The 20414-nt window shown below is 70.3% G+C and carries 18 protein-coding genes; 6 read left to right on the top strand and 12 right to left on the bottom strand.

Annotation, left to right across the window (positions count from 1 at the left end; all coding sequences use genetic code 11):
- Positions 1–252: 252 nt before the first annotated feature.
- Entirely contained in the window at positions 253–1260 is a 1008-nt protein-coding gene (locus DJ019_RS16175) for a ligase-associated DNA damage response exonuclease (RefSeq protein ID WP_111277110.1), read from the bottom strand.
- Between the two features lie 93 nt (positions 1261–1353).
- Here DJ019_RS16175 and DJ019_RS16180 point away from each other — a divergent pair, with 93 nt between their 5' ends.
- Entirely contained in the window at positions 1354–1785 is a 432-nt protein-coding gene (locus DJ019_RS16180) for a PaaI family thioesterase (RefSeq protein WP_240606518.1), read from the top strand.
- 2 nt (positions 1786–1787) lie between these two features.
- Positions 1788–2204: a PaaI family thioesterase gene (locus DJ019_RS16185; protein ID WP_111277111.1), complete on the top strand. Its 417-nt coding sequence runs from the start codon at positions 1788–1790 to the stop codon at positions 2202–2204.
- Position 2205: 1 nt separating this feature from the next.
- Here the strand turns inward: DJ019_RS16185 and phnD are convergent, their stop codons facing one another.
- The 4 genes from phnD to DJ019_RS16205 are packed head-to-tail and all read right to left on the bottom strand — an operon-like array spanning position 2206 to position 8024.
- A complete protein-coding gene (gene phnD / locus DJ019_RS16190; protein ID WP_111277112.1) occupies positions 2206–3195 on the bottom strand; it encodes a phosphate/phosphite/phosphonate ABC transporter substrate-binding protein in 990 nt (329 codons plus the stop codon).
- Positions 3192–3959: a YncE family protein gene (locus DJ019_RS16195; RefSeq protein WP_111277113.1), complete on the bottom strand. Its 768-nt coding sequence runs from the start codon at positions 3957–3959 to the stop codon at positions 3192–3194. The genes phnD and DJ019_RS16195 overlap by 4 nt, the downstream gene beginning before the upstream one ends.
- Positions 3952–5490 carry an alkaline phosphatase D family protein gene (locus DJ019_RS16200; protein WP_111277114.1) on the bottom strand — a complete coding sequence of 513 codons (1539 nt, stop codon included), beginning with the start codon at positions 5488–5490 and terminating at the stop codon, positions 3952–3954. Before DJ019_RS16200 ends, DJ019_RS16195 begins: the two co-directional genes overlap by 8 nt.
- Positions 5484–8024 (bottom strand): TonB-dependent receptor, encoded by a 2541-nt coding sequence (locus DJ019_RS16205; RefSeq protein ID WP_111277115.1) that lies wholly within the window; start codon positions 8022–8024, stop codon positions 5484–5486. The genes DJ019_RS16200 and DJ019_RS16205 overlap by 7 nt, the downstream gene beginning before the upstream one ends.
- Before the next feature lie 143 nt (positions 8025–8167).
- On the opposite strand from DJ019_RS16205, the gene DJ019_RS16210 reads away from it, so the two are divergent.
- A complete protein-coding gene (locus tag DJ019_RS16210) occupies positions 8168–9865 on the top strand; it encodes a lysine--tRNA ligase (protein WP_111277116.1) in 1698 nt (565 codons plus the stop codon).
- 10 nt (positions 9866–9875) lie between these two features.
- On the opposite strand, the gene DJ019_RS16215 is transcribed toward DJ019_RS16210, so the two are convergent.
- Positions 9876–12305: a zinc-dependent metalloprotease gene (locus DJ019_RS16215; protein WP_111277117.1), complete on the bottom strand. Its 2430-nt coding sequence runs from the start codon at positions 12303–12305 to the stop codon at positions 9876–9878.
- A 210-nt stretch (positions 12306–12515) separates the two neighbouring features.
- Between DJ019_RS16215 and DJ019_RS16220 the strand changes: the two genes are divergently transcribed.
- The 3 genes from DJ019_RS16220 (at position 12516) to DJ019_RS16230 (ending at position 15327) form a co-directional block, all read left to right on the top strand.
- Entirely contained in the window at positions 12516–12980 is a 465-nt protein-coding gene (locus DJ019_RS16220; protein WP_111277118.1) for a MerR family transcriptional regulator, read from the top strand.
- Between the two features lie 77 nt (positions 12981–13057).
- Positions 13058–14842: an acyl-CoA dehydrogenase C-terminal domain-containing protein gene (locus tag DJ019_RS16225; RefSeq protein ID WP_111277119.1), complete on the top strand. Its 1785-nt coding sequence runs from the start codon at positions 13058–13060 to the stop codon at positions 14840–14842.
- An 11-nt stretch (positions 14843–14853) separates the two neighbouring features.
- Positions 14854–15327, top strand: coding sequence for an OsmC family protein (locus DJ019_RS16230; RefSeq protein ID WP_111277120.1), 474 nt, complete (start codon positions 14854–14856; stop codon positions 15325–15327).
- Between the two features lie 383 nt (positions 15328–15710).
- Here DJ019_RS16230 and DJ019_RS16235 read toward each other — a convergent pair whose 3' ends face one another.
- From DJ019_RS16235 to DJ019_RS21575, 6 genes are all read right to left on the bottom strand, one after another.
- Positions 15711–16211, bottom strand: coding sequence for a GNAT family N-acetyltransferase (locus DJ019_RS16235; protein ID WP_111277121.1), 501 nt, complete (start codon positions 16209–16211; stop codon positions 15711–15713).
- Entirely contained in the window at positions 16208–16774 is a 567-nt protein-coding gene (locus DJ019_RS16240) for a helix-turn-helix domain-containing protein (protein ID WP_111277122.1), read from the bottom strand. Before DJ019_RS16240 ends, DJ019_RS16235 begins: the two co-directional genes overlap by 4 nt.
- Before the next feature lie 31 nt (positions 16775–16805).
- Positions 16806–17240: a very short patch repair endonuclease gene (locus DJ019_RS16245; protein ID WP_276310021.1), complete on the bottom strand. Its 435-nt coding sequence runs from the start codon at positions 17238–17240 to the stop codon at positions 16806–16808.
- Positions 17237–18226, bottom strand: coding sequence for a cysteine synthase A (gene cysK, locus DJ019_RS16250; protein ID WP_111277123.1), 990 nt, complete (start codon positions 18224–18226; stop codon positions 17237–17239). The genes DJ019_RS16245 and cysK overlap by 4 nt, the downstream gene beginning before the upstream one ends.
- Before the next feature lie 89 nt (positions 18227–18315).
- The gene (locus tag DJ019_RS16255; RefSeq protein WP_111277124.1) at positions 18316–19440 is read right to left on the bottom strand and encodes a DNA cytosine methyltransferase; all 1125 of its coding nucleotides are present in this window, start codon (positions 19438–19440) and stop codon (positions 18316–18318) included.
- Positions 19441–19513: 73 nt separating this feature from the next.
- Complete coding sequence (locus DJ019_RS21575) at positions 19514–20305, bottom strand: calcium-binding protein (protein WP_111277125.1); 792 nt, start codon at positions 20303–20305, stop codon at positions 19514–19516.
- Positions 20306–20414: the final 109 nt, after the last annotated feature.

Genomic DNA, 20414 nt, shown 5'->3' on the forward strand with positions numbered 1-20414 from the left:
GCTGGTGCTGCGCAGCGTGGACGACGCTGCGCGTACGATCTGGGCTCGGCTGGAAGAGGAAGACTGAGACGCCGCGGGCGTGAACCCCCTCCGGCCCTTTGGGCCACCTCCCCCTGTGGGGGAGGATTTTTGATCCGCAAGCGAATCCGAGAATTGCTACCTGAGCCTAATGCGGACCTAGGTATGAGATCCGGAGCCTGGGGAACGCGCAACGTCCCGCATCATCTGTGGAGAGATCGGGGAATCCGCCCCCTACTCCTCCTCGTCCTCGTAGCCCACCAGCGCCAGAGCGCGGGCGGGGATGTCGTGGAGGTGGGCCCAGCGGGCCAGGGCTTCCTCGCGGCCGTGGGTGATCCAGAGTTCGCCGGGGCGCAGTTCGTCGACCGTCGCGGTCAGCTCGTCCCAATCGGCGTGGTCCGAGATCACCAGCGGCAGCTCGACGCCCCGCTGGCGGGCCCGGGCGCGGATCTGCATCCAGCCCGAGGCGAAGGCGGCCACGGGGTCCGGGAAGCGGCGGCTCCAGCGGTCCTGCATCGCCGAGGGCGGGGCTATGATGATCTGGCCGGCGAACTCGCGCTTGTTCGCCGTGGTGGCCGGGGCCAGCGGGCCGAGGTCGACGCCATGGCGCGCGTAGAGGGCGTTCAGCCGCTCCAGCGCGCCGTGGACATGGATGGTCCGGTCCCATCCCGCCTCGCGCAGCAGCCGGATGATCCGCTGCGCCTTGCCCAGGGCGTAGGCGCCGATGATGTGGCTGCGCTCCGGGAACTGGGTCACCGAGCGCAGCAGGCGGGCGATCTCCTCGCGGTCGTCCGGATGGCGGAACACCGGCAGGCCGAAGGTGGCCTCGCTGATGAAGACGTCGCACGGGACCGGCTCGAAGGCCGGACAGGTCGGGTCGCGCCGGCGCTTGTAGTCGCCGCTGACGACCATGGTCAGGCCCTTCCAGCGCACCACCGCCTGGGCCGAGCCCAGCACGTGGCCGGCGGGAACCAGCGTCACCTCCACGTCGTCGCGCGCCACCGCCTCGCCATAGGCCGCCGCCTGGGTGGAGGCCGCGAAGCCCGCGCCATAGCGCTCGCCCATGATGTCCAGGGTCTCGGGCGTCGCCAGCACGGCGCCGTGACCCGCGCGGGCGTGGTCGGAGTGGCCATGCGTCACCACCGCCCGCGGCACGGGCCTGACCGGGTCGACGTAGAAGTCGCCGGGGGCGCAGTAGAGGCCCTCGGGCTTCGGACAGAGCAGGTCCTGAGGCCGGATCATGTGGCATCAATGTAGGCGCCGGCCGAAGGCTCCGCCCAGAGGCGACCGTCCGGCCGGTTGACTTCCCTGCGGGTCAGGTCCCTACCCAGCGATATGGCCGACAATTACGACACCGCGCCGCTGCCCGACCGGATGACCATGATGGTGCCCCACGCCGCGTCGCTGGGCCTTAGCCTCGTGGAGCTCGGCAAGGGGCGCGGAAGCATGCAGGCGCCCTGGCGCGAAGAGCTGGTGGGCGATCCGGATACCGGGGTCATCGCCTCGGGCGTTGTGACCGCGCTGATCGATCACACCTGCGGCCTGGCCATCAACTCGGCCATGACGGAGGCGACGCCGATCGCCACCCTGGACCTGCGCATCGACTACCTGCGGCCGGCCGCGCCGCGGACGGGGATCACGGCCGAGGCCCACTGCTATCGCCTGACCCGCTCCATCGGCTTCGTCCGCGCCCAGGCCTGGGACGTCAGTCCCGACGATCCGGTCGCCACGGCCCAGGCGGCCTTCATGCTCAATCCGCGCGGCTGACCATGGAAGACCAGTTCCAGACCCTCGAGGCCTTCCTCGCCCGCATCCCCTACATCCGCTTCCTCGGCATGCGGGTCGAGCTGGCCGGCGACGAGATGACCGCCGTGCTGCCGTTCGCCCAGCACCTGATCGGCAACCCGATGCTGCCGGCGCTGCATGGCGGGGTCACCGGGGCGTTCATGGAGATGACGGCCCTGGCTCAGATCTCCCTGGCCCGGCCGGGGAGCCGCATCCCCAAGACCATCGACATCACCATCGAGTACCTGCGCTCGGCCGCCCCGCGCGACATGTACGCCCGCGCCACGGTGCGCAAGCTAGGCCGCCGGGTCGCCAACGTGCAGGTCGAGGCCTGGCAAGAGACGCGCGCCAAGCCCGTGGCCGGCATGACCGGCCACTTCCTGCTGCGCAACGACGAATAGGTCAGGAGGGCGGAAGCGCCGCCCGTTCCTTCTGGACCTGGGCGAGGGCCGCGTCGGCCTTGGCGATGGCCGCCGCATCGCCGCGGTTCCGCGCCTCGATGAGCTGGCCCGTGGCCTCCATCTCGCGCACCGGGATCAGGTGGCTGTCGTTCGCGGCCACGAACGGCTTGGTCTGAATCTGCTCCAGCACCGCCCGCTGGCGCGCCGCCTCGGGCGTGTTCCCGACCCCGTAGCTGAACATGAAGTCGGCGATCTGCTTCTTCAGCTTCGGGTCCAGGTCCTTGCGCCAGACCAGCGGGTCCTCGGGGATGCGCGGGGAGCGCCAGACGATCTCCACGTTCGCGAGCGTCCGCCGGGCGACGTCGGTGTCGAGCAGCCGCAACCGGTCCATAGAGGCCGTGTTGTTGGTCGCCGCGTCGAGCAGGCCGCCCGAGATCGCGAACAGGTTGGTCTCGTGGTTCGCCGAGCGGACGGTCTTGAAGCAGGTCGCCGGATCGATTTTCCGCGGGGCGAACAGGTAGGTCATCGGCGCCAGGGTGCCCGAGGTCGACTTCGGGTCGCCCATGCCGAAGCTAAGGGTCCGGTCGCAGGCCAGGATCCGGTCGAGGGTCACGCCCGAGCCCTTCTTGACGATGATGACCGCCTCGTAGCCGTCGATCCCCGTCGGATTCACCGACCGGGCGAAGACTTCGGCGTTCGACCGGCGCACGGTCTCCAGGCCGGACTGGTTGGTGAACCAGCCGAGATCGCTCTGCTTGAAGCGCATGGCCTCGACCAGGGCGGTGTAGTTGGAGCCGTAATAGGCCTTCACCGGCCGACCCAGGGCCTTGCTCATGTCGGCCAGGAAGGGCGCCCAGTCGTCCTCGGCGCTGGCCTGGCTCTCGGCCGAGAGGATCGAGAAGACGACCTCCTTGCGCTCGGGCTCCTTCGGCTGGCCGCAGCCGGCGAGCAGGGCCGCGACGGCCAGGGCCAGGATCATCCGACGGTTCATTCTTCCTCCACGGCCGGCAGCTTCATGGCCACCACTTCCCGGTTCGCCCGGCTGATGCCGAAGAGAACACGATCCGCGGCCGGATCGAAGGCGATCGCCTGACCTTCCACCTGGACCGCGATGGTCGCCACGTGGCGCAGCACCGATCCCGTGGCCGGAACCTCCAGCACATAGACTTCCGGCAGGTCGTGGCCGGTGACGTACAGGCGCCCGTCGGCGCCCCAGACGCCGCCCGAGGAACTGCGCGGGGCGAAGCGCGCGAGCACCGTGTCGGGGAAGGTCCAGCTCCCCGTGGCGCGCCACGCATCGTCGAACCGCACCAGGGTCGTGAAGCGATGGTCGCGGCCCGGCTCGCCGCCCCGTCCGTCGTAGTTCGCGAATCCGGCCCACCAGGGGCCGTCGCGGCGATCCACCCAGGTCAGAGAGCCGGGCTGCGGCCCCAGGGCGATGCTGCGGGTGTGGACCATGCGCTCGGGATCGAACACCTCGACCGAGCTCGCCATCGGCGTCGACGGATAGTTGGAGCTGGCGCACACCAGTTCGCGGGCGATCACGGCGCAGGAATTGAGGTGCGGGAAGCGGTCCGGGTCGCCCTTCCACGTGGCGACCTTGGCGCCCGTGGCCTTGTCGTACTTGCCGATCTCGGAATTGCCGACGGCGTAGACGTGGCGGGCGTCCACGGCCACGCCCTGGTTCGCCTCGGGCGCCGGCAGGCGGGACAGCGGTTGGGCGGCGAGCGCCGCGGCGGCCAGGATTTCAAGCACGCTTCATGCCCGCCTCGCCGTCCTCGACCACGAACTTCGCCAGGTCGCGCACCGGCGAGCCCTGGACCAGGGCGTTCTCCACCCCGCGGAAGGTGACCTCGCAGGCCTTCGGCGTGATCTCGACAACGCCATAGCCCCGGGTGTCGCCGTCGCCGAACTTCAGGTCGGGCTGGATGGCCAGCATGCCCTGGACGATCTCCTTCGAGCGGCCGAGGGAGGCGATCGAGCCGCCGACGAACTCGCTGGCCACCGGCTTGCCGCCCGGCTCGAAGGCCAGGTCGGCGGCGAAGAAGGTGTGGACGTCGCCGCCCAGCACCACCGGGTTCGACGTCTTCGCGTCCCGCCAGCCCTCGAGCACGCGCCGGCGGGTCTGGGCGTAGCCGTCCCAGCCGTCGTTGCTGACCCGGCCGTCGGGGGCGATCACCTCAGCCATCAGGGTCTGTTGGCCCAGGAGGTTCCAGCGCGCCCCGGTCTGGCGAAGCTCGCGCTGCAGCCAGGCCTCCTGCCCCGCGCCGAGCAGCGAGCGGTCGGGATCGGTCCGCGCCGGGCAGGCCGCGGGGATCATCTTGCCTCTGGAAAGCTCATCGCAGGTCCGGCGATCGCGGTATTGGCGGTCGTCCACCACCGCGAGCCGCGCGAGACGGCCCCACCGCAGGGCGCGGTAGAGCTGCATCTGCGGGCCGACGGGTTTGGCCAGCCGGCGCAGCGGCATGTTCTCGTAGTAGGCCTGGTAGGCCGCCGCGCGTCGCTTCAGGAACTCGGCCGGCGGCGTCGGGCTGCGATCCTGGTCGTTCCCGTAGTCGTTGGAGACCTCGTGGTCGTCCCACATCACCATCCATGGCGCGGCGGCGTGGGCGGCCTGGAGGTCGGCGTCGGCCTTATACCAGGCGTAGCGCTGGCGGTAGCTGGCGAGGTCCAGGCAGGCCACTTCGGGGTGTCGGCGCACCCCGGCGTCGCTGGCCGCCTTCTCATAGATGTAGTCGCCCAGGAACAGCACCAGGTCCGGCCGCTCGGCCGCCAGGGCTCGATGGGCGGCATAGAAGCCGGACTCGTATTTCTGGCAGGAGCCGTAGGCGAGCCGCAGCTTGCTGACGTCGGCGTCCGGCCGCGGCGCGGTGCGTGTGCGGCCAAGCGGGCTGGCGTGGCCGCCCGCCGTGAAGCGGTACCAGTACTCGCGGTCGGGCCTCAGGCCGCCGACCTCCACGTGGACCGAATGGCCCGCCTCGGCCACCGCCATCCTCTCGCCCCGCGCGACCGTGCGCTTGAGCCCCTCGTCCTCGGCGATCTCCCAGCGCACCTGGACCGGCGCCCGGGTCATGCCCGCGTCCATGGCCTTGGGGTCCGTGACCAACCGCGTCCAGAGCACCACGCCGTCGGACAGCGGCTCTCCCGAGGCGATCCCGGCCCGGAACGGATAGGCGGCGAGGCGGGTCTGGGCGAGCGCGCTCGTCCAGGCCGCCGGCGTCAGGGCGGCCCCCGCCAGGGCGGCGGCCTGGGCCAGCAGCAGGCGGCGGGAGGGCGCCCCTACCACCGCGCGGACAGGCCCACGTAGTAGGTGCGCTTGTACCGCTCGTAGTTGGTCAGCCAGTCCTTGCGGCCGGCCTGGTACTCGCGAAGCACCTCGTCGGTCAGGTTCTGAAGGTCCACGAACACCTCGATCCGATCCGTGAGAGCGTAGCTTACCTTGGCGTTCAGGCGGCGATAGTCGTCATCAAAGGTGTCGGCGTCGGTGTTGCCGCCGATCGACTGCGGCGCCTTGCCGGTGTGGTGATAGGAGAGCGCCGCCTCGATCCGGCCCTTCTGGTAGAAGAGCTGGGCGCCCCAGAGCAGGTCCGACTGCCCAAGGAACGGCAGGTCGCCGCGCCCCGGAACCGTCAGCTCCGAGTCCGAGAGCGTGAGGTTGGCGGACACGCCGAAACCGCTCCACAGGCCGGGCAGGAACGTGAACTGCTGCTGGTACTGCAGTTCCAGGCCGCGGATCTCGCCGTCCTCGGCGTTTCGTGGCTGGGTGTAGGCGAGGCGCGTGACCGTGCGGCCGTCCAGCACCACGCCGGTCTGCGTTTCCCGGAAGGTGAAGATGGGATCGTCGATCCGCTTCAGGAACGCGCCGGCCGAGAGGATGCCGCCGGGGGCGAAGTACCATTCCACCGACAGGTCGAAGTTCTCCGACCGGTAGGGCTTCAGGTCCACGTTGCCTTCCGACAGGTCGCCGTCGACCGTGCCGTCCGGATTGGTCACCAGCGTCAGCAGGCCGCCCGGCCGAAGCTGCGGGTATTGCGGGCGGCCGACCGTGTGGGTGTAGGCGGCGCGGACGATCACGTCCTCGCGCGGCTCCCAGCGCAGGTGCACGTTCGGCAGGAAGTCGGTGTAGTCGCCGTCGCGGGTCACCGGCGTCACGACGCCGCCGGTCAGGCGGAAGCCGCGGACGTCGGTCTTGGTGCGCTCCGCGCGCCAGCCGGCGAGCAGGGTGACCTGGCCGAAGTCGATGTTGGCCATGGCGTAGCCGGCGAGGACCTGTTCGGTCAGGCTGTAGTCGCTGAGCGTGTCGTTCGACAGGCTGGTGGAATTGTTGCGGACCATCCGCACGCCGCCGAGATTGTCAGCCGTGAACGCCCTGATGGCGTCCTCGTCGATCGCGAACTGGCCGATGTAGGTCGCCTCGCCCAGGGAGACTTCCTGGTTCGGTCCCTGCAGGCCGAAGTCGGCCAGGGTGAAGCGGTTGGCGGCGGCGCTGGCGCGCTCGAAGACGTCGGTGCGGCCGTCGAACTTCTTGTCGGTCTCGCGGATTTTCATCCCGACCTTGAAGAAGCTGTCCTCGCCGATCTCGATGCTGCGGCGCAGGTCGAAGCGGGCGGCCTTGTTGGTCTCCTCGCCGGTCTCGTCCTGGCGGGTGTACTGGCGGAAGCCGAGGTCGCGGGCGGTCAGGTTGCGCGGGACGGCCGTATAGAGCAGCGGCGTCATGTCGAAATCGACGGTGGCGGCCCCACCCCGGAAAAGCCACGCCTCGTTCGGCTCGATCAGCTCGTTGTAGCCGAAGGAGACATCGTACTCGACCTTCCAGGGTCCGCGCTCGTGCTCGGCGCCGAGCTGGAAGCTGGAGATCGATTTCTCCTTGTATTCCGTCCGCAGGTCCTGGCGCGCCTCGACGTTGCGCGAGACGCCGCCCGTGCCGCCACTGTTGAGCGTGACGTTGGCGAGGTTGGAGGCGAAATCCAGCCGGAAGCGCTGCCGGTACTCGTTCTCGGTGAAGCGCGACCAGAGGCCCCGGAAATAGAACCGGCTGCCCTCTTCAGGACGGTATTCCACCGCGCCGCTGACGCCGATGCGCTCCCGCTCCAGGGTGTAGTTCGTGTACTTCAGATTGATCGGCAGACCGCCGCGGGCGACGCCCGGCACGGTGCGCCAATCGTCCGGGAAAAGGCCGTCCGAGCGATAGTCGCGGTGCTGGTAGCTGACGCCCAGGAGGGCGCCCCAGTCGCCGATCACGCCGCCCAGGGTGATGTCGCCCTGCACCGGCGTCTTCTCGTTGAATTCCTGATAGCCGACCTGGCCCGAGACCTGGGCGATGCGATCCTTGCCGAACGCGAACGGCGACTGGGTGACGAGGTTGATCGTGCCTCCGATCCCCTGGGCGTCACGATCCGGCGTCACGGCCTTCAGCACCTCGAGTCGCCCGAGAAGCTGGCCGCTGATGACGTCCAGCGGCAGGGCGCGGCTGTCGCCGTCGGGATTGCCGACCTCGACGCCGTTGAGCGTCACGTTGTTCAGGGCCGAGGGCGTGCCGCGGACCGAGACGTAGCGGCCCTCGCCCTGGTCGTAGGCGACGCCGACGCCGGGTAGGCGCTCCAGGTTCTCGGCCACGTTCTTGTCGGCGAGCCGGCCGATATCGTCGGCGGAGATCGCGTCGACGACGCCCAGCGCCTCGCGCTTGGTCTCGATCGCCCGCTGCTGGGAGAGGCGCTGGCCGGTGATCACCAGCTCATCCACCGCCTGCGCCGCGGCCGGCCCTGCCGCCATGGCGGACGCGATCACGAGCGCGCTCGCCGAAGCCTTGAATCCCCGCATTGTCCTATCCCCCGCTTGACCCGACTGCGGGCGGCTTAGGGGGCTCGGGTGTCAGCGGCGTCACGGACCTGCGACGATCGCGTGACGGCCGGATCGACCGTTTACGCTTGAGCCGGGGCGCGCCGGGAGTTAGGCCGCCCCCCATGACGCAAGGCCCGAACCTCCAAGGACTCTCCCATCAGGCGCGTGAGGCCAAGAGCTGGCCGTTCGAACAGGCTCGCCTGCTGCTCGACCGGATCACGCGCCTGCGCCTCAACGACGCCGAGCGCGACCTGGCCGCGACGCTGTTCGCCCAGGGCAAGTTCGCCGAGGCGGTGCAGACCCTGCCGGCCCTGCAGAAGCCCGTCGTCTTCCAGTGCGGCTACGGCGCCTCGGGCCTGCCGCACCTCGGCACCTTCGGCGAGGCCACGCGGCCGACCATCGTGCGCAACGCCTTCCGGGCCCTGACGGAAGACACCATCCCGACGCAGCTCATCGTCTTCTCCGACGACATGGACGGCCTTCGGAAGATCCCGGACAACGTGCCCAACAAGGCGATGCTGGAGGAAGACCGCGACAAGCCGGTCACGTCCGTCCGCGACCCGTTCGGCGAGTACGAGAGCTTCGGGCATCACAACAACGCCCGCCTGCGCGCCTTCCTCGACAGCTTCGGCTTCGAATACACCTTCATGAGCTCGACCGAGACCTACAAGTCCGGCCGGTTCGACGAGGTGCTGCTGCGCATCCTGGCGCGGTTCGACGCCGTCCAGGCGATCATGCTGCCCACCCTGGGCGAGGAGCGCCGGGCGACCTATTCGCCGTTCCTGCCGATCAGCCCGAAGAGCGGCAAGGTGCTGCAGGCGCCGACCGTGGAGCGCAACGTCGAGAAGGGCACGATCGTCTTCCCCGACGAGGACGGGACGCTGACCGAGGTTCCGGTCACCGGCGGCCACGTGAAGCTGCAGTGGCGCCCCGACTGGGCCGCCCGCTGGACGGCGCTGGAGGTCGACTTCGAGGCCTCGGGCAAGGACCTGGTCGACAGCGTGCGGGTCTCGAACAAGATCGTGAAGGCCCTGGGCGGCGAGCCGCCGGAGGCGTTCCACTTCGAGCTCTTCATGGACGAGAACAACCAGAAGATCTCGAAGTCCAAGGGCAACGGCCTGACGATCGAGGAGTGGCTGCGCTACGGCGCGCCCGAGAGCCTGACCTACTACATGTACCAGTCGCCGAAGTCGGCGAAGCGGCTCTACTTCGATGTGATCCCCAAGGCGACCGACGAGTACCTCCAGCAGCTCGACGCCCTCGTCCGCAAGAAGGCGGAGGGGGACAACGCGGCCCAGCTCGACAATCCGGCCTGGCACGTCCATCGCGGCGCGCCGCCCGCCAAGGGCTCGCCCGTCAGCTTCTCGCTGCTGCTGAACCTGGTCTCGGCGGCGGACGCCTCGACCAAGGAGCTGCTGTGGGCCTTCATCGGCCGCTACATCCCGGGCGCGACGCCGGAGAGCGAGCCGCTGCTCGACAAGCTCGCGGGCTATGCGATCAACTACTACGAGGACTTCGTGAAGCCCTCGAAGACGTTCCGCGCGCCCACCGACCAGGAGCGGGCGGCGATGGAAGCGCTGGTGGGCAAGCTGAAGGCCCTGCCGGCCGGCGCCGATGCCGAGGCGATCCAGAACGAGGTGTTCGAGGTGGGCAAGGCGGCGGGCTTCGAGCCGCTGCGGGCCTGGTTCTCCGCCCTCTACGAGGTGCTGCTGGGCCAGAGCCAGGGGCCCCGCTTCGGCAGCTTCGTGGCGATCTTCGGCGTCGACCGCACTATCGAGCTGATCGAGAAGGCCCTGGCCGGAGAGCTGGTCGCCGCCTGAGGCGGCGACCTCAGTCCTCGTCTGAGCCGATCGGCATTCCGGGCGGCGCCTCGGGCCGGCGCTTCGGCTGGCCGAGCACGCGGACCAGTTCCTCCTTGTCCTCCAGGAGCGCCGCCAGGGTCAGCCGGTGCGCCCGGTCGGAGCCAGCGCCCGGCTGGCTCTTCAGCTTGGTGGCGAGGTCCGCCAGCCGCTGGCTGATTTCGGCCTTCGCCGCAGGTGAAACGTCGGGGCGGCGCGTGGTGGCCGCCAGCTCCAGGACCGTGCGGGTCTGCACCCGCCGCGCCACCTCGGCCAGCTTGCCGCTCGCGGGCGCGAAGGCCTGGGCGATCAGCCTGTCGGACACCTCGCCGACGCCCGGCTGGGCCGGATCGCGGCGATGCTGCTCGACCAGGCGGGCCAGCCTCGGTGGGGCAAGGATAGCGTCCAGGACCATCCCCGCTCCGACATCCGCGGCGTTGAGCGCGTCGAACACCGGCCCGCCCGCGCCGTCGAACACCTCGATCTGGTGCTGTCGGTCCGTCTCGCCCGACTGGCCGGACGAGAGATACGGGATGAGCGCCTCGGGCGTGTCCAGTTCGGCCGGCGACAGGGCCGCCAGCAGACCGGCGAGCGCGGCGCGCTGGCGGTCGGCCGGGACGACAGCCGCCTTCATGTTGGCGTCGCCGCGGACCGCATAGCTGAAGTCCACGCCGCCCAGCACCTTGGCCGCGGCCTCGAGCTGGTAGCGGTGCAGCAGGTAGATCGGCACGTACTTGCGCCTGAGCGCCTCGGCCGCCTCGCCGGGGCGCAGCGCCTGCGGGCCGAAGCGGTCCACGGCCGCCCGGCGCACGGTCATGACCCGGGCCAGTTCGGCCACCGGATCGGCGCCGTCGTCCCAGATCGCCGCGTTGGGTTGACCCGAGCCAATGGGACGGGCGTCCTGGTCGGCGATGTAGCGCTGGGTCTCCAGAGCCGTCTTCGCCTTCGCGGACGCATCGCCGTCGCCGTCGCCGTACAGCCAGTCGACGGTGAACCTGTCCCAGGCCCCGATCCCCACGCCGTAGGCGTCGGAGAGGTCGATCTGCCCGCCCGTCAGCTTCACCCGCGGCGCCGGGTAGTCCATGACCGAGGCGCGGTCCTGCGACGAAGCGGCGAAGTTGTGCGCGAAGCCCAGCGAGTGGCCGACCTCGTGCGCGGAGAGCTGGCGCAGACGGGCCAGGGCCACCTGCACCGGATCGTTCGGCCCGCCCTTGCCGCTGGCGTCGGCCCCGACGAGACCTTCGAAGATCAGCATGTCCTGGCGCACGCGAAGCGAACCCAGCAGGACGGATCCCTTGACGATCTCGCCCGTGCGCGGGTCGGTGACCGCCTGGCCATAGGACCACCCCCGCGTGGCGCGGTTGACCCAATTGATGACGTTATAGCGGACGTCGAGCGGGTCGGCGCCCTCGGGCAGGACTTCCACCCGATAGGCGTCCTTGAAGCCGGCGGCCTCGAACGCATCGGCCCACCAGCGGGCGCCTTCCACCAGGGCGGTGCGCACCGGCTCGGGCGCGGCCCGGTCGACGTAGAAGACGATCGGCTTCTTCACCGGCGAGACGGCCGCCGAAGGGTCGGTCTTCTCCAGGCGGAAGCGGCGCGCGAACCGCTGGACGATGTCCTGGTCCAGCGGCGCCGCATAGTCGAGCACGATGCCGTCGAAGGCGCCTGAACGCGGATCGAAGGCACGAGGCTGGTAGCCGGACTCGGGCAGCTTCACCAGGCTGTGGCGCACCGTCAGGGTGACCAGGCGCGGATCGGGCGCGATGTTGCGCACCTCCGGCCCCGGCGTATCCGAGACGAAGGTCTGCAGCGCCTCGAACTCGACGTTCTCAGGGAAGACCTTCACCGCCGAGGGATCGGCCATCGAGAGGTCGGTCGACAGCTTGAAGCCCGCTTCTCCGCCCTGCTTCAGCGCATCGGCGATCCCGATCACGTCGCGGGTCAGCAGGCCTGTCAGGTCGACCAGCAATCGTCCGTCGGACGTGGTCCCCTCGATCTTGCCGCTCCAGACCACAGAGGTGGCGAAAGCCTCGCGCGCCGCGGCCTGCTCGGCGGCGGGCGCCCCGCTCGCGCGGAACCTCGGGTTTTCGAACTCGGCGACGATCCGTCCGCCGATCCGGCGGAACGCCAGCACCTGCGTGTCGCCGAGACGCGCCCGGTCCAGACCGATCGGCGCGGACCCCAGGCCGGTCTTCAGCGCCGATACATAGAGGTAGCGGCCAGCGACGCCTTGCGCGTCCGGCGCCGGCAGGGCGACCAGCACCCGGCCCTTGGTCGCATCCACGTAGACCGGGACCAGCCCGTCCTGTCGCGCGAGGCCGGCTGTCACCTCCGGCGCCGGCGGCGCCTTCGCGGCCAGGGCAGGGCCCGCAGCCAGGAGTGTCAGCGCCGTCGCGCCCGCCAGCCAAACTCGTTTCACGATGAATCCCCAGCAGCGTTCGCGCGGAGCCTATCGACGGCATGGCCCGGTAGCCAGCGATGCGGCCCCGCGCAGGGTGGCTTTTCGGAGTTGGGGAAATGTCGGTCACGCTGCGTCATGCGGCGCCCCAACGGAACGCTAGTGTCCCTTGACGTAAACGGAAACCGGACCCTAGTGTGTTATCAACGATAACCCAGGGAGGACGTCACCATGGCGAGTGACCTGCGCCGGCCGGCCCGGACCTATACGATCCGGCAGCTGTGCCTCGAGTTCAAATGCACCCCGCGCGCCCTGCGCTTCTACGAAGACAAGGGCCTGCTCACGCCCGCGCGCGACGGGATGAACCGCGTCTATTCCTACCGCGACCGCGCCCGCCTCCAGCTCATCCTGCGCGGCAAGCGCGTCGGCCTGTCCCTGTGCGAGATCGGCGAGATCCTTGACCTCTACGAGGTCGACGAGAGCGGCGCCCAGCAGGCCGCCAAGAGCCTGCGCAAGTTCCGCGAGCGGATCGTCGCCCTGGAACAGCAGAAGCAGGACATCGACGACGCCATCGCCCAGCTCCAGACCGGCATCACGGTCATGGAACAGCGCCTGGCCGAGACGCGCCCCGACCTGCTGCCGCGGGCCGCCGACTACGACCAGACCATGCGCCGGCAACTCGACGGCGTCGCCTGACTCCTGCGTCATGGTCGGGACAAGCCCGGCCATGACGGTCTAAAGGGTGTCCGATCTCATCCGATTTCGGAGCACCCATGAGCTACCAGGCCCCCGTTCGGGACTACCTCTTCCTGCTGCGCGACGTGCTGCAGCTCGACCGGTACGCCAACCTTCCCGCCTTCGCCGACGCCTCGATGGACACCGTCGAGGCGATCCTGGAGGAGGCCGGCAAGTTCACCTCGGAGGTCCTCGCACCCCTCAACGCCGTGGGCGACAAGCAGGGCTGCGTCTGGAGCCCGGACTTCAGCGTCAAGACGCCTGACGGCTTCAAGGACGCCTACGCCAAGCTGGTCGAGGGCGGCTGGCCCGCCCTCGGCTCTGACCCCGCCTATGGCGGCCAGGGCCTGCCCCACGTGGTCAACGTGGCCTTCTCCGAGATGAGCTCGGCGGCCAACATGGCCTTCTCCATGTACCCAGGCCTGACCCACGGGGCCTATTCCGCCATCCACGTCGGCGGGACGCAGGAACAGAAGGACCTCTACCTGCCCAAGCTGGCCTCATTCCAGTGGGCCGGCACCATGAACCTGACCGAGCCGCACTGCGGCACCGACCTCGGCCTCCTGCGCACCAAAGCCGTGCCGCAGGCGGACGGCACCTACCGGATCTCGGGCCAGAAGATCTGGATTTCGGGCGGCGAGCAGGACCTGACCGAGAACATCGTCCACCTCGTCCTGGCGCGGATCGAGGGCGCGCCGGCCGGCGTACGGGGCATCAGCCTGTTCATCGTGCCGAAGTTCCTGCCGGACGCGAAGGGCAATCCCGGCCAGCGCAATTCGGTGAAGTGCCTGGGCCTGGAAGAGAAGATGGGCATCCACGGCAACGCCACCTGCGTCATCAGCCACGAGAAGTCGGTCGGTTGGCTGATCGGCGAGGAGAACCAGGGCCTGCGCCTGATGTTCGTGATGATGAACGAGGCGCGGCTGGGCGTCGGCCTGCAAGGCATCGCCCAGGCCGAGGCGGCCTACCAGGCGGCGGCGGCCTTCGCCAAGGACCGGCTGCAGGGCCGCTCGCTCACCGGCCCGAAGAACGCCGACGGCCCGGCCGACCCGATCATCGTCCACCCCGACGTGCGGCGGATGCTGATGGACGCCCGCGCCCTCGTCGAGGGCGGCCGCGCCTTCATGGCCTGGACCGCCCTGCACGGCGACCTGTCCCACGCCAGCCCGGACGAGGCCGTGCGACAGAAGGGGCGCGACTACATGGCCCTGATGACCCCGGTGGTGAAGGCGTTCCTCACCGACCGCGGCTTCCAGGTGTGCTCCGACGCCATGCAGGTGCACGGCGGCTCGGGCTTTACCGAGCACTTCCCGGCCAGCCAGTATCTGCGCGACGTGCGCATCGCCCTGATCTACGAGGGCACCAACGGCGTGCAGGCCCTGGACCTCGTGGGCCGCAAGCTGGCGGCCGACGGCGGCCGGGGCGTGATGAGCTTCTTCGCCGAGCTGGACGCCTTCATCGGCGCCGAGCACGACCCGGCCCTGAAGCCCTTCACCGACGGCCTCGCCAAGGCCAAGGCCGAGCTGCAGGAGGCCACCATGTGGCTGATGCAGAACGGCCTCGCCAATCCGGACAACGCCGGCGCGGCCTCCACCGACTACCTGCAGCTCTTCGGCCTCACGGCGCTCGCCTACATGTGGGCGCTGCAGGCCGAGGCGGCGCTGAAGCACATCGCGGCGGGCGACGCCGACCCGTTCTATGCGACCAAGGTCACGATTGGTCGCTATTACGTTGAACGGATCCTGCCTGAGAGCTCCAGTCGCCTGGCGAAACTGAAGACGGGATCCGAGCTCTTGATGAAGCTCCCCGCCGAAGCCTTCTGAGGGAGACCGCCATGGCCAGCTACCGCGCGACGATCGAATGGGCGCTGGCCGAGGCGCCCGAGGACTTCCTCAAGGGCCGCTACATGCGCGGCCACACCGTGCGGTTCGCCGAGCACGTCGTGCCCGCGACGGCCTCGGCGCACGTGGTCGGGAACAAGTGGGCCGTGCCGGGCGCGGTGGACCCCGAGGAGATGTTCGTGGCGGCGCTCTCCAACTGCCACATGCTGACCTTCCTCCATAGGGCGCGGCTAGCGGGCTTCGTGGTCGTCCGCTACCGCGACGAGGCGGTGGGGGTGATGGAGAAGACGCCCGAGGGCCGCATGGCCGTGACCCGCGTCACCCTGCATCCCGAGATCACCTACGACGGCCGCCGCCCATCGCCGGACGAGGCCGAGCACCTCCACCACGAGGCGCACGAGGAGTGCTTCATCGCCAATTCGGTGAAGACCGAAGTGGTGGTCGAGGAGCGCGACCCGGCGATCTAGTTCCGCAATTGTTCTTGCGCGTGCCAGCCTGGCGCGCCATGGTGCAGCTCTGGATTGCATTGGGGGCGCACGTGGTAGGCGAACACGGCCTCGCTCCATCGTGCGGACATCCGCCCGGCGCCCGGGAATGGATGTCGATCGGCGGCAGAAGGAGGCCTCATCCGCGGTGTCATCCCGGTTTGGGCGAAGCCCAAGACCGGGACCCAACCTTGTTCCGGGCGCCTGGGGGCCGCCAAGTGGAGCTTAGGGCCGCCATCAGCTTGCGGCCGCCCGGAGCGGGCGTCGGGTTGGGTCCCGGTCTTCGCCTGCGGCGAAACCGGGATGACACGGAAAGTGCGCGCTTCACCCCCTCCGCGCCGTGGCGAAGGTGAGATTCCCAACGCTCACCCCACGGCCTTGTAGTAGATCGCCGTGCCCACCAGCCCGCCCTGGGGCTTGTAAGCGTAGTCGGGGATGACGCCGGCGCGGGTCCAGCCAAGGCTTTCGTAGAGCTCGGAGGCGCCGCCCTCGGTGGCGGTGTCGAGGTTGAGGAGGGTGCGGCCGTGCTTGGCCGCCAGCTGTTCGGCCTCGCGCATGAGCGCACGGGCGAGGCCCTGGCCGCGCGCGTCCGGGTGGACCATCAGCTTCCAGATCTCGCCCCGGAACGGCTGGTTCGGCGGGGTGTCGAGCCAGAGGGTCACGGTGCCCTGGAGCGTTCCATCCGCGAAGGCGCCCAGGACGATACGGCCCGGATCGGCCACCGCGCCCGACCAGTAGGCCGCCGCCGCGCCGGGCGGCACGGGGTCCATGAAGTGCACCGAGCCGCCGGAGGCCACCGTGGCTTCCAGGATCTGGGCGAGGCGGGGCACGTCGGCCTCAGTGAGCGGACGGATCTCAAGGGTCATTGGCGGGCCACCGCGACGAGGTAGACGGCCGGCTCGGCGCCGGGATTGACGAAGGCGGAGTCGGCCGGCGGGCCGAAGGCGTAGGAGTCGCCGGGCGCCAGCGCCGTCGTGCGCCCGCCCTCGACGATCTCCAGCGCCCCGCCGATCAGCCACACCACCTGACGGATGAAGGCGTAGGACGAGGCAGGCAGGTCCACCCGTGCGCCGGCCGGCAGCTCCACCTGCACCAGTTCCACCGGATGGTCGCCGCGCGCGAAGACCTGGCGGCGCAGGTAGCCCGTGCCGGGGTCGCGCCAGCGGGGCTGGTCGGCGGCCGCCATCTTCCGCCCGCCGCCCGCCTCGGCGCGGGTGAGCAGGGCGGCCAGGGTCAGCTCGAAGGCGCCGGAGAGTTTCGCCAGCAGCGCCGCCGTAGGGCTGGCCTCGCCGCGCTCGACTTTGCTGATCATCGCCTTGGAGACGCCCGAGCGCGCGGCCAACTCGGCCAGGCTCCAGCCCCGGGCTTCCCGCTCCAGCCTGAGGCGCTGAGCGAGGCGCAGCGTCGTGTCGTCTTCTAAGATATCCACGCGTCTACTATTGTGGACGCCCGTCTACCGGTCAAGCCGGCGCCAGCAGCCCCCGCAGCCGAGCCTCCAGGGCCTCGGCGTCCTTCAGCTCGCATTCCCAGATCGTCTCGACCCGCCAACCCAGAGCAGCGAGCTCAGCTTGCGTGCGCGCATCCCGCGCCCGGTTGCGCCCCACCTTGCCCAGCCAGTAGTCGCGGTTGGCCTTGGGCACGCGCGCGCCGCGCGCGCAATCGTGGCCGTGCCAGAAGCAGCCGTGGACGAACAGCGCCAGCCGCCGGCCGGGCATGACGATGTCGGGATTGCCCGGCAGGTCCTTCCTGTGGAGACGGTAGCGGGCGCCGAGCCGGGTCAGCGCCCGGCGCACGATGAGTTCGGGCGTGGTGTCCCGTCCCTTCACCCGGCGCATCACCGCCGAGCGCTTCTCCGGCCCGTAGACGTCGGTGGTCTTCGGGCTCTCGCCGCTCACAGCCCGTCGAACAGGGCCGTGGAGATGTACCGCTCGGCGAAGCTCGGAATGATCGCGACCACCGTCTTGCCCGCCATGTCCGGCCGGCTGGCGAGGTCGAACGCCGCCACCAGCGCCGCGCCCGACGAGATGCCGACGGGGATGCCCTCGTCCTTGGCGATGCGGCGGGCCATGGCGAAGGCGTCGTCGGCCGGGACCTGGACCACCTCGTCGATGATCGCGCGGTCGAGGATCGACGGCACGAAGCCCGCGCCGATGCCCTGGATGGGGTGCGGACCCGGCTGGCCGCCCGACAGCACCGGCGAGGCCTGCGGCTCGACCGCGACCATCTTCACCGACGGCTTGCGGGCTTTCAGCACCTGGCCGATGCCGGTGATGCTGCCGCCCGTGCCGACGCCGGCCACCACCGCGTCGACCTCGCCGTTGGTGTCGTTCCAGATCTCCTCGGCGGTCGAGACCCGGTGGATCAGCGGGTTGGCGACGTTGTCGAACTGCTGCGGCATTACCGCGCCGGGCGTGGCCTCGACGATCTCGGCGGCGCGGGCGACGGCGCCCGACATGCCCTTCTCGCGGGGGGTCAGCTCCAGCTTGGCGCCCAGGATCGCCAGCATCTTGCGGCGCTCCACCGACATGCTCTCGGGCATGACCAGAATGCACTTGTAGCCCTTGGCCGCCGCCACGAAGGCCAGGGCGATGCCGGTGTTGCCCGACGTCGGCTCGACGATCGTGCCGCCGGGCTTCAGGAGGCCCTTGGCCTCCAGGTACTCGACCATGGCGACGCCGATCCGGTCCTTCACGGACGCCAGCGGGTTGAAGAATTCCAGCTTGGCCAGCACCTCGCCCTTGGGCTTCAGCGCAGCGGTCAGGTGCGGCAGCCGCACGACCGGCGTGTCGCCGATCAGGTCGAGGACGGAGTCATAGACCTTGCCTCGCCCGGTGCGGCGGTAGCGCGCGGCGTCGTAGGCCTTGTCGGGGGTCGCGTCCATTTGCGGGCCTCGTCGTCAGGAGAATTGGCCCGAACCTAGTCCTTCCCCGGCGGATTGGAAGCCGGCTCGGGCTCTCGGCGCTGTTAGATTTACTCAGCGGCCAGGATCGCGGGACCGTCCAGCAGCGGCTCCAGCAGGCGGCTCGCCAGCCATCGGACGACCGGCACGGCCACGCCATCACCGGCCACATGCAGCGCCCCCGTCGTGGTGGCCGGCAGGCGGTAGCCGTCGGGCAGTCCCATCAGCCGGGCCGCCTCGCGGGGCGAGAGCAACCGCGTGCGCGCCTCGCCGCCTTCCACCACCACGATGGCCTGGCGCGAGGAGCCTCCACGCGGCGTGCGGAGGCAGCCGGCGAGGCCGTCGAAACGCACCTCGGCCCGCTGGCGGCGATGGCCGTCCTCGATGCGCGTGCGCCGGAAGATGGCCCCCACGGCCCGGCCGGTGGCCGCCTCGAGCCGGGCGCGGTGCAGCGGCCCCATCAGCGCGAGCAGGCGCGCGGTCTGGGCCGGCGTGTGCCAGTCCACCGCGTCATCAGGCTCGAGCAGGGCGGCAAGGTCCGTGTTGCGGGCCGGCGGCGCGGCGAGCCCCCACCAGACCCAGGCGCGGGCGACCTCATCCGGCAGGGCGGCGTGGGCGGCGCGCACCGCGCGGGTGTGGAACGGGCTGTCCCCCATCAGACCCGGCGGGACGTCGCGCGCGGCGACGACGAACACCCGCGGACGCGACTGGGGCAGGACGCAGGCGGCGTCGATCTCCAGCGCCCCGAAGCTGTAGCCGCGGGCCGCGAGCGCCCGACCGAGGGCCACGAAGTCGGCGCCGTCGCGCGAGGTGAGCAGGCCGGTGACGTTCTCGATCACGATGGCGCGCGGCGCGCGGCCCTGGTCGTCCAGGGCCTCCATGAGCCGCCAGAACCCGAAGAAGGCCGACGAGCGCCCGCCGCCCAGGCCCGCGCGGGCGCCGGCGAGGCTGAAGTCCTGGCAGGGGCTGGAGGCCCAGGCGAGGTCGGCCTGGCCGGGCAGGTCGTCGGGGGTCAGGGCCCAGACGTCACCCTCGTGGAAATGGTCGGCGGCGTCGGGGAAGTTCGCCCGATAGGTCGCCGCCTTCACCGGATCGAAGTCGTTGGCGAAACCGCAGGTCCAAGCGTCGCCCAGGCCGAGGCGGGCCATGCCGCCGCCGGCGAAGAATTCGTAGAAGACGCGGGGCGGCCGACTCATCGGAGGACGAGTCTAACCTGCCCCGCGCAGAGCGGAAGCGCCGGGGAGGCGGGCGCTTCCGGTGGTCGGCGGATCAGCCGATGTCGCCGAAGCCGACGCCGTCCAGGGTCTTGCCGACCAGGACGACGGCCGTGTCCGACCCGGCCACACCATCGGTGTCGGCGAAGACGATCACGTCGCCGCCGACCTGCACCGCCACGAAGTCGACCGTGCCGTCGGCCATCGCCGCGTTGGCGGCGGCCAGGGCCGCCTCATAGTCGGCCGCCTCGCCGGTCGCGAAGTTCTCTTCGGTCCCGGTCAGGCCCTGCCCGAAGTCCAGCGTGTCCTCGCCCGTCGTGAAATCCAGGATGCTGTCCAGGTCGCCCTGGCCGCTCTCGGAGGAATCATCGCCGTCGTCAGAGTCGTCATCATCATCGTCGTCGACGTCCGCGTCGGAGTCGTCGTCGTCATCGTCATCATCGGCGTCATCACCGTCATCGTCGGAAGCGTCGTCAGACGCACTGGCCACATCTCCGACCACGAAGGTGTCGGCGCCCGCGCCGCCCGCCATCTGGTCCGCGCCATCGCCGCCGGTGATGGTGTCGTCGCCCGCGCCGCCGTCGATGCTGTCGGCCCCGGCGCCGCCCGCCAGGGTCTCGCCCGCGTCGGTCCCGGTGATGGTCTCGGCCTGGGGCGCATCGTCATCGTCATGCTTCTTGTCCAGCCCCGGAGGCGTCTCCGGACGACGGCTATGTTCGTTGTCCTCCTGGCCCGGCGGATCGACGCGCCGACCGCCCGTCTCGGTCTTGCCGGCCAGCGGCGTGTGCTCGCCGCGCCTGGCGTGCGGCGCGTCGTCGTCGGCTCGGACGGTATTGGGTTTGGCCATGGGGTCTTCCTCCTGCTGGACAGTGCGCCGACCATTGCCCTCGACCCTTAACTGGTCCGAAACCTGTCAGGTTAATTCGCGGCGGCCTTGCAGCCCGAGGGCGACCCGT

This window comes from Phenylobacterium kunshanense, from assembly GCF_003254525.1.
GTDB classification, from domain to species: domain Bacteria; phylum Pseudomonadota; class Alphaproteobacteria; order Caulobacterales; family Caulobacteraceae; genus Phenylobacterium; species Phenylobacterium kunshanense.

Bases quoted from the DNA above. Each gene is read 5' to 3' on its own strand.
- DJ019_RS16185 (WP_111277111.1), top strand. From the start codon at position 1,788: ATGGAAGACCAGTTCCAGACCCTCGAGGCCTTCCTCGCCCGCATCCCC.
- DJ019_RS16255 (WP_111277124.1), bottom strand. From the start codon at position 19,440: ATGAGTCGGCCGCCCCGCGTCTTCTACGAATTCTTCGCCGGCGGCGGC.
- DJ019_RS16210 (WP_111277116.1), top strand. From the start codon at position 8,168: ATGACGCAAGGCCCGAACCTCCAAGGACTCTCCCATCAGGCGCGTGAG.
- DJ019_RS16180 (WP_240606518.1), top strand. From the start codon at position 1,354: ATGGCCGACAATTACGACACCGCGCCGCTGCCCGACCGGATGACCATG.
- DJ019_RS16175 (WP_111277110.1), bottom strand. From the start codon at position 1,260: ATGATCCGGCCTCAGGACCTGCTCTGTCCGAAGCCCGAGGGCCTCTAC.
- DJ019_RS16235 (WP_111277121.1), bottom strand. From the start codon at position 16,211: ATGACCCTTGAGATCCGTCCGCTCACTGAGGCCGACGTGCCCCGCCTC.
- DJ019_RS21575 (WP_111277125.1), bottom strand. From the start codon at position 20,305: ATGGCCAAACCCAATACCGTCCGAGCCGACGACGACGCGCCGCACGCC.
- DJ019_RS16220 (WP_111277118.1), top strand. From the start codon at position 12,516: ATGGCGAGTGACCTGCGCCGGCCGGCCCGGACCTATACGATCCGGCAG.
- DJ019_RS16205 (WP_111277115.1), bottom strand. From the start codon at position 8,024: ATGCGGGGATTCAAGGCTTCGGCGAGCGCGCTCGTGATCGCGTCCGCC.
- cysK (WP_111277123.1), bottom strand. From the start codon at position 18,226: ATGGACGCGACCCCCGACAAGGCCTACGACGCCGCGCGCTACCGCCGC.
- DJ019_RS16225 (WP_111277119.1), top strand. From the start codon at position 13,058: ATGAGCTACCAGGCCCCCGTTCGGGACTACCTCTTCCTGCTGCGCGAC.
- phnD (WP_111277112.1), bottom strand. From the start codon at position 3,195: ATGAACCGTCGGATGATCCTGGCCCTGGCCGTCGCGGCCCTGCTCGCC.
- DJ019_RS16230 (WP_111277120.1), top strand. From the start codon at position 14,854: ATGGCCAGCTACCGCGCGACGATCGAATGGGCGCTGGCCGAGGCGCCC.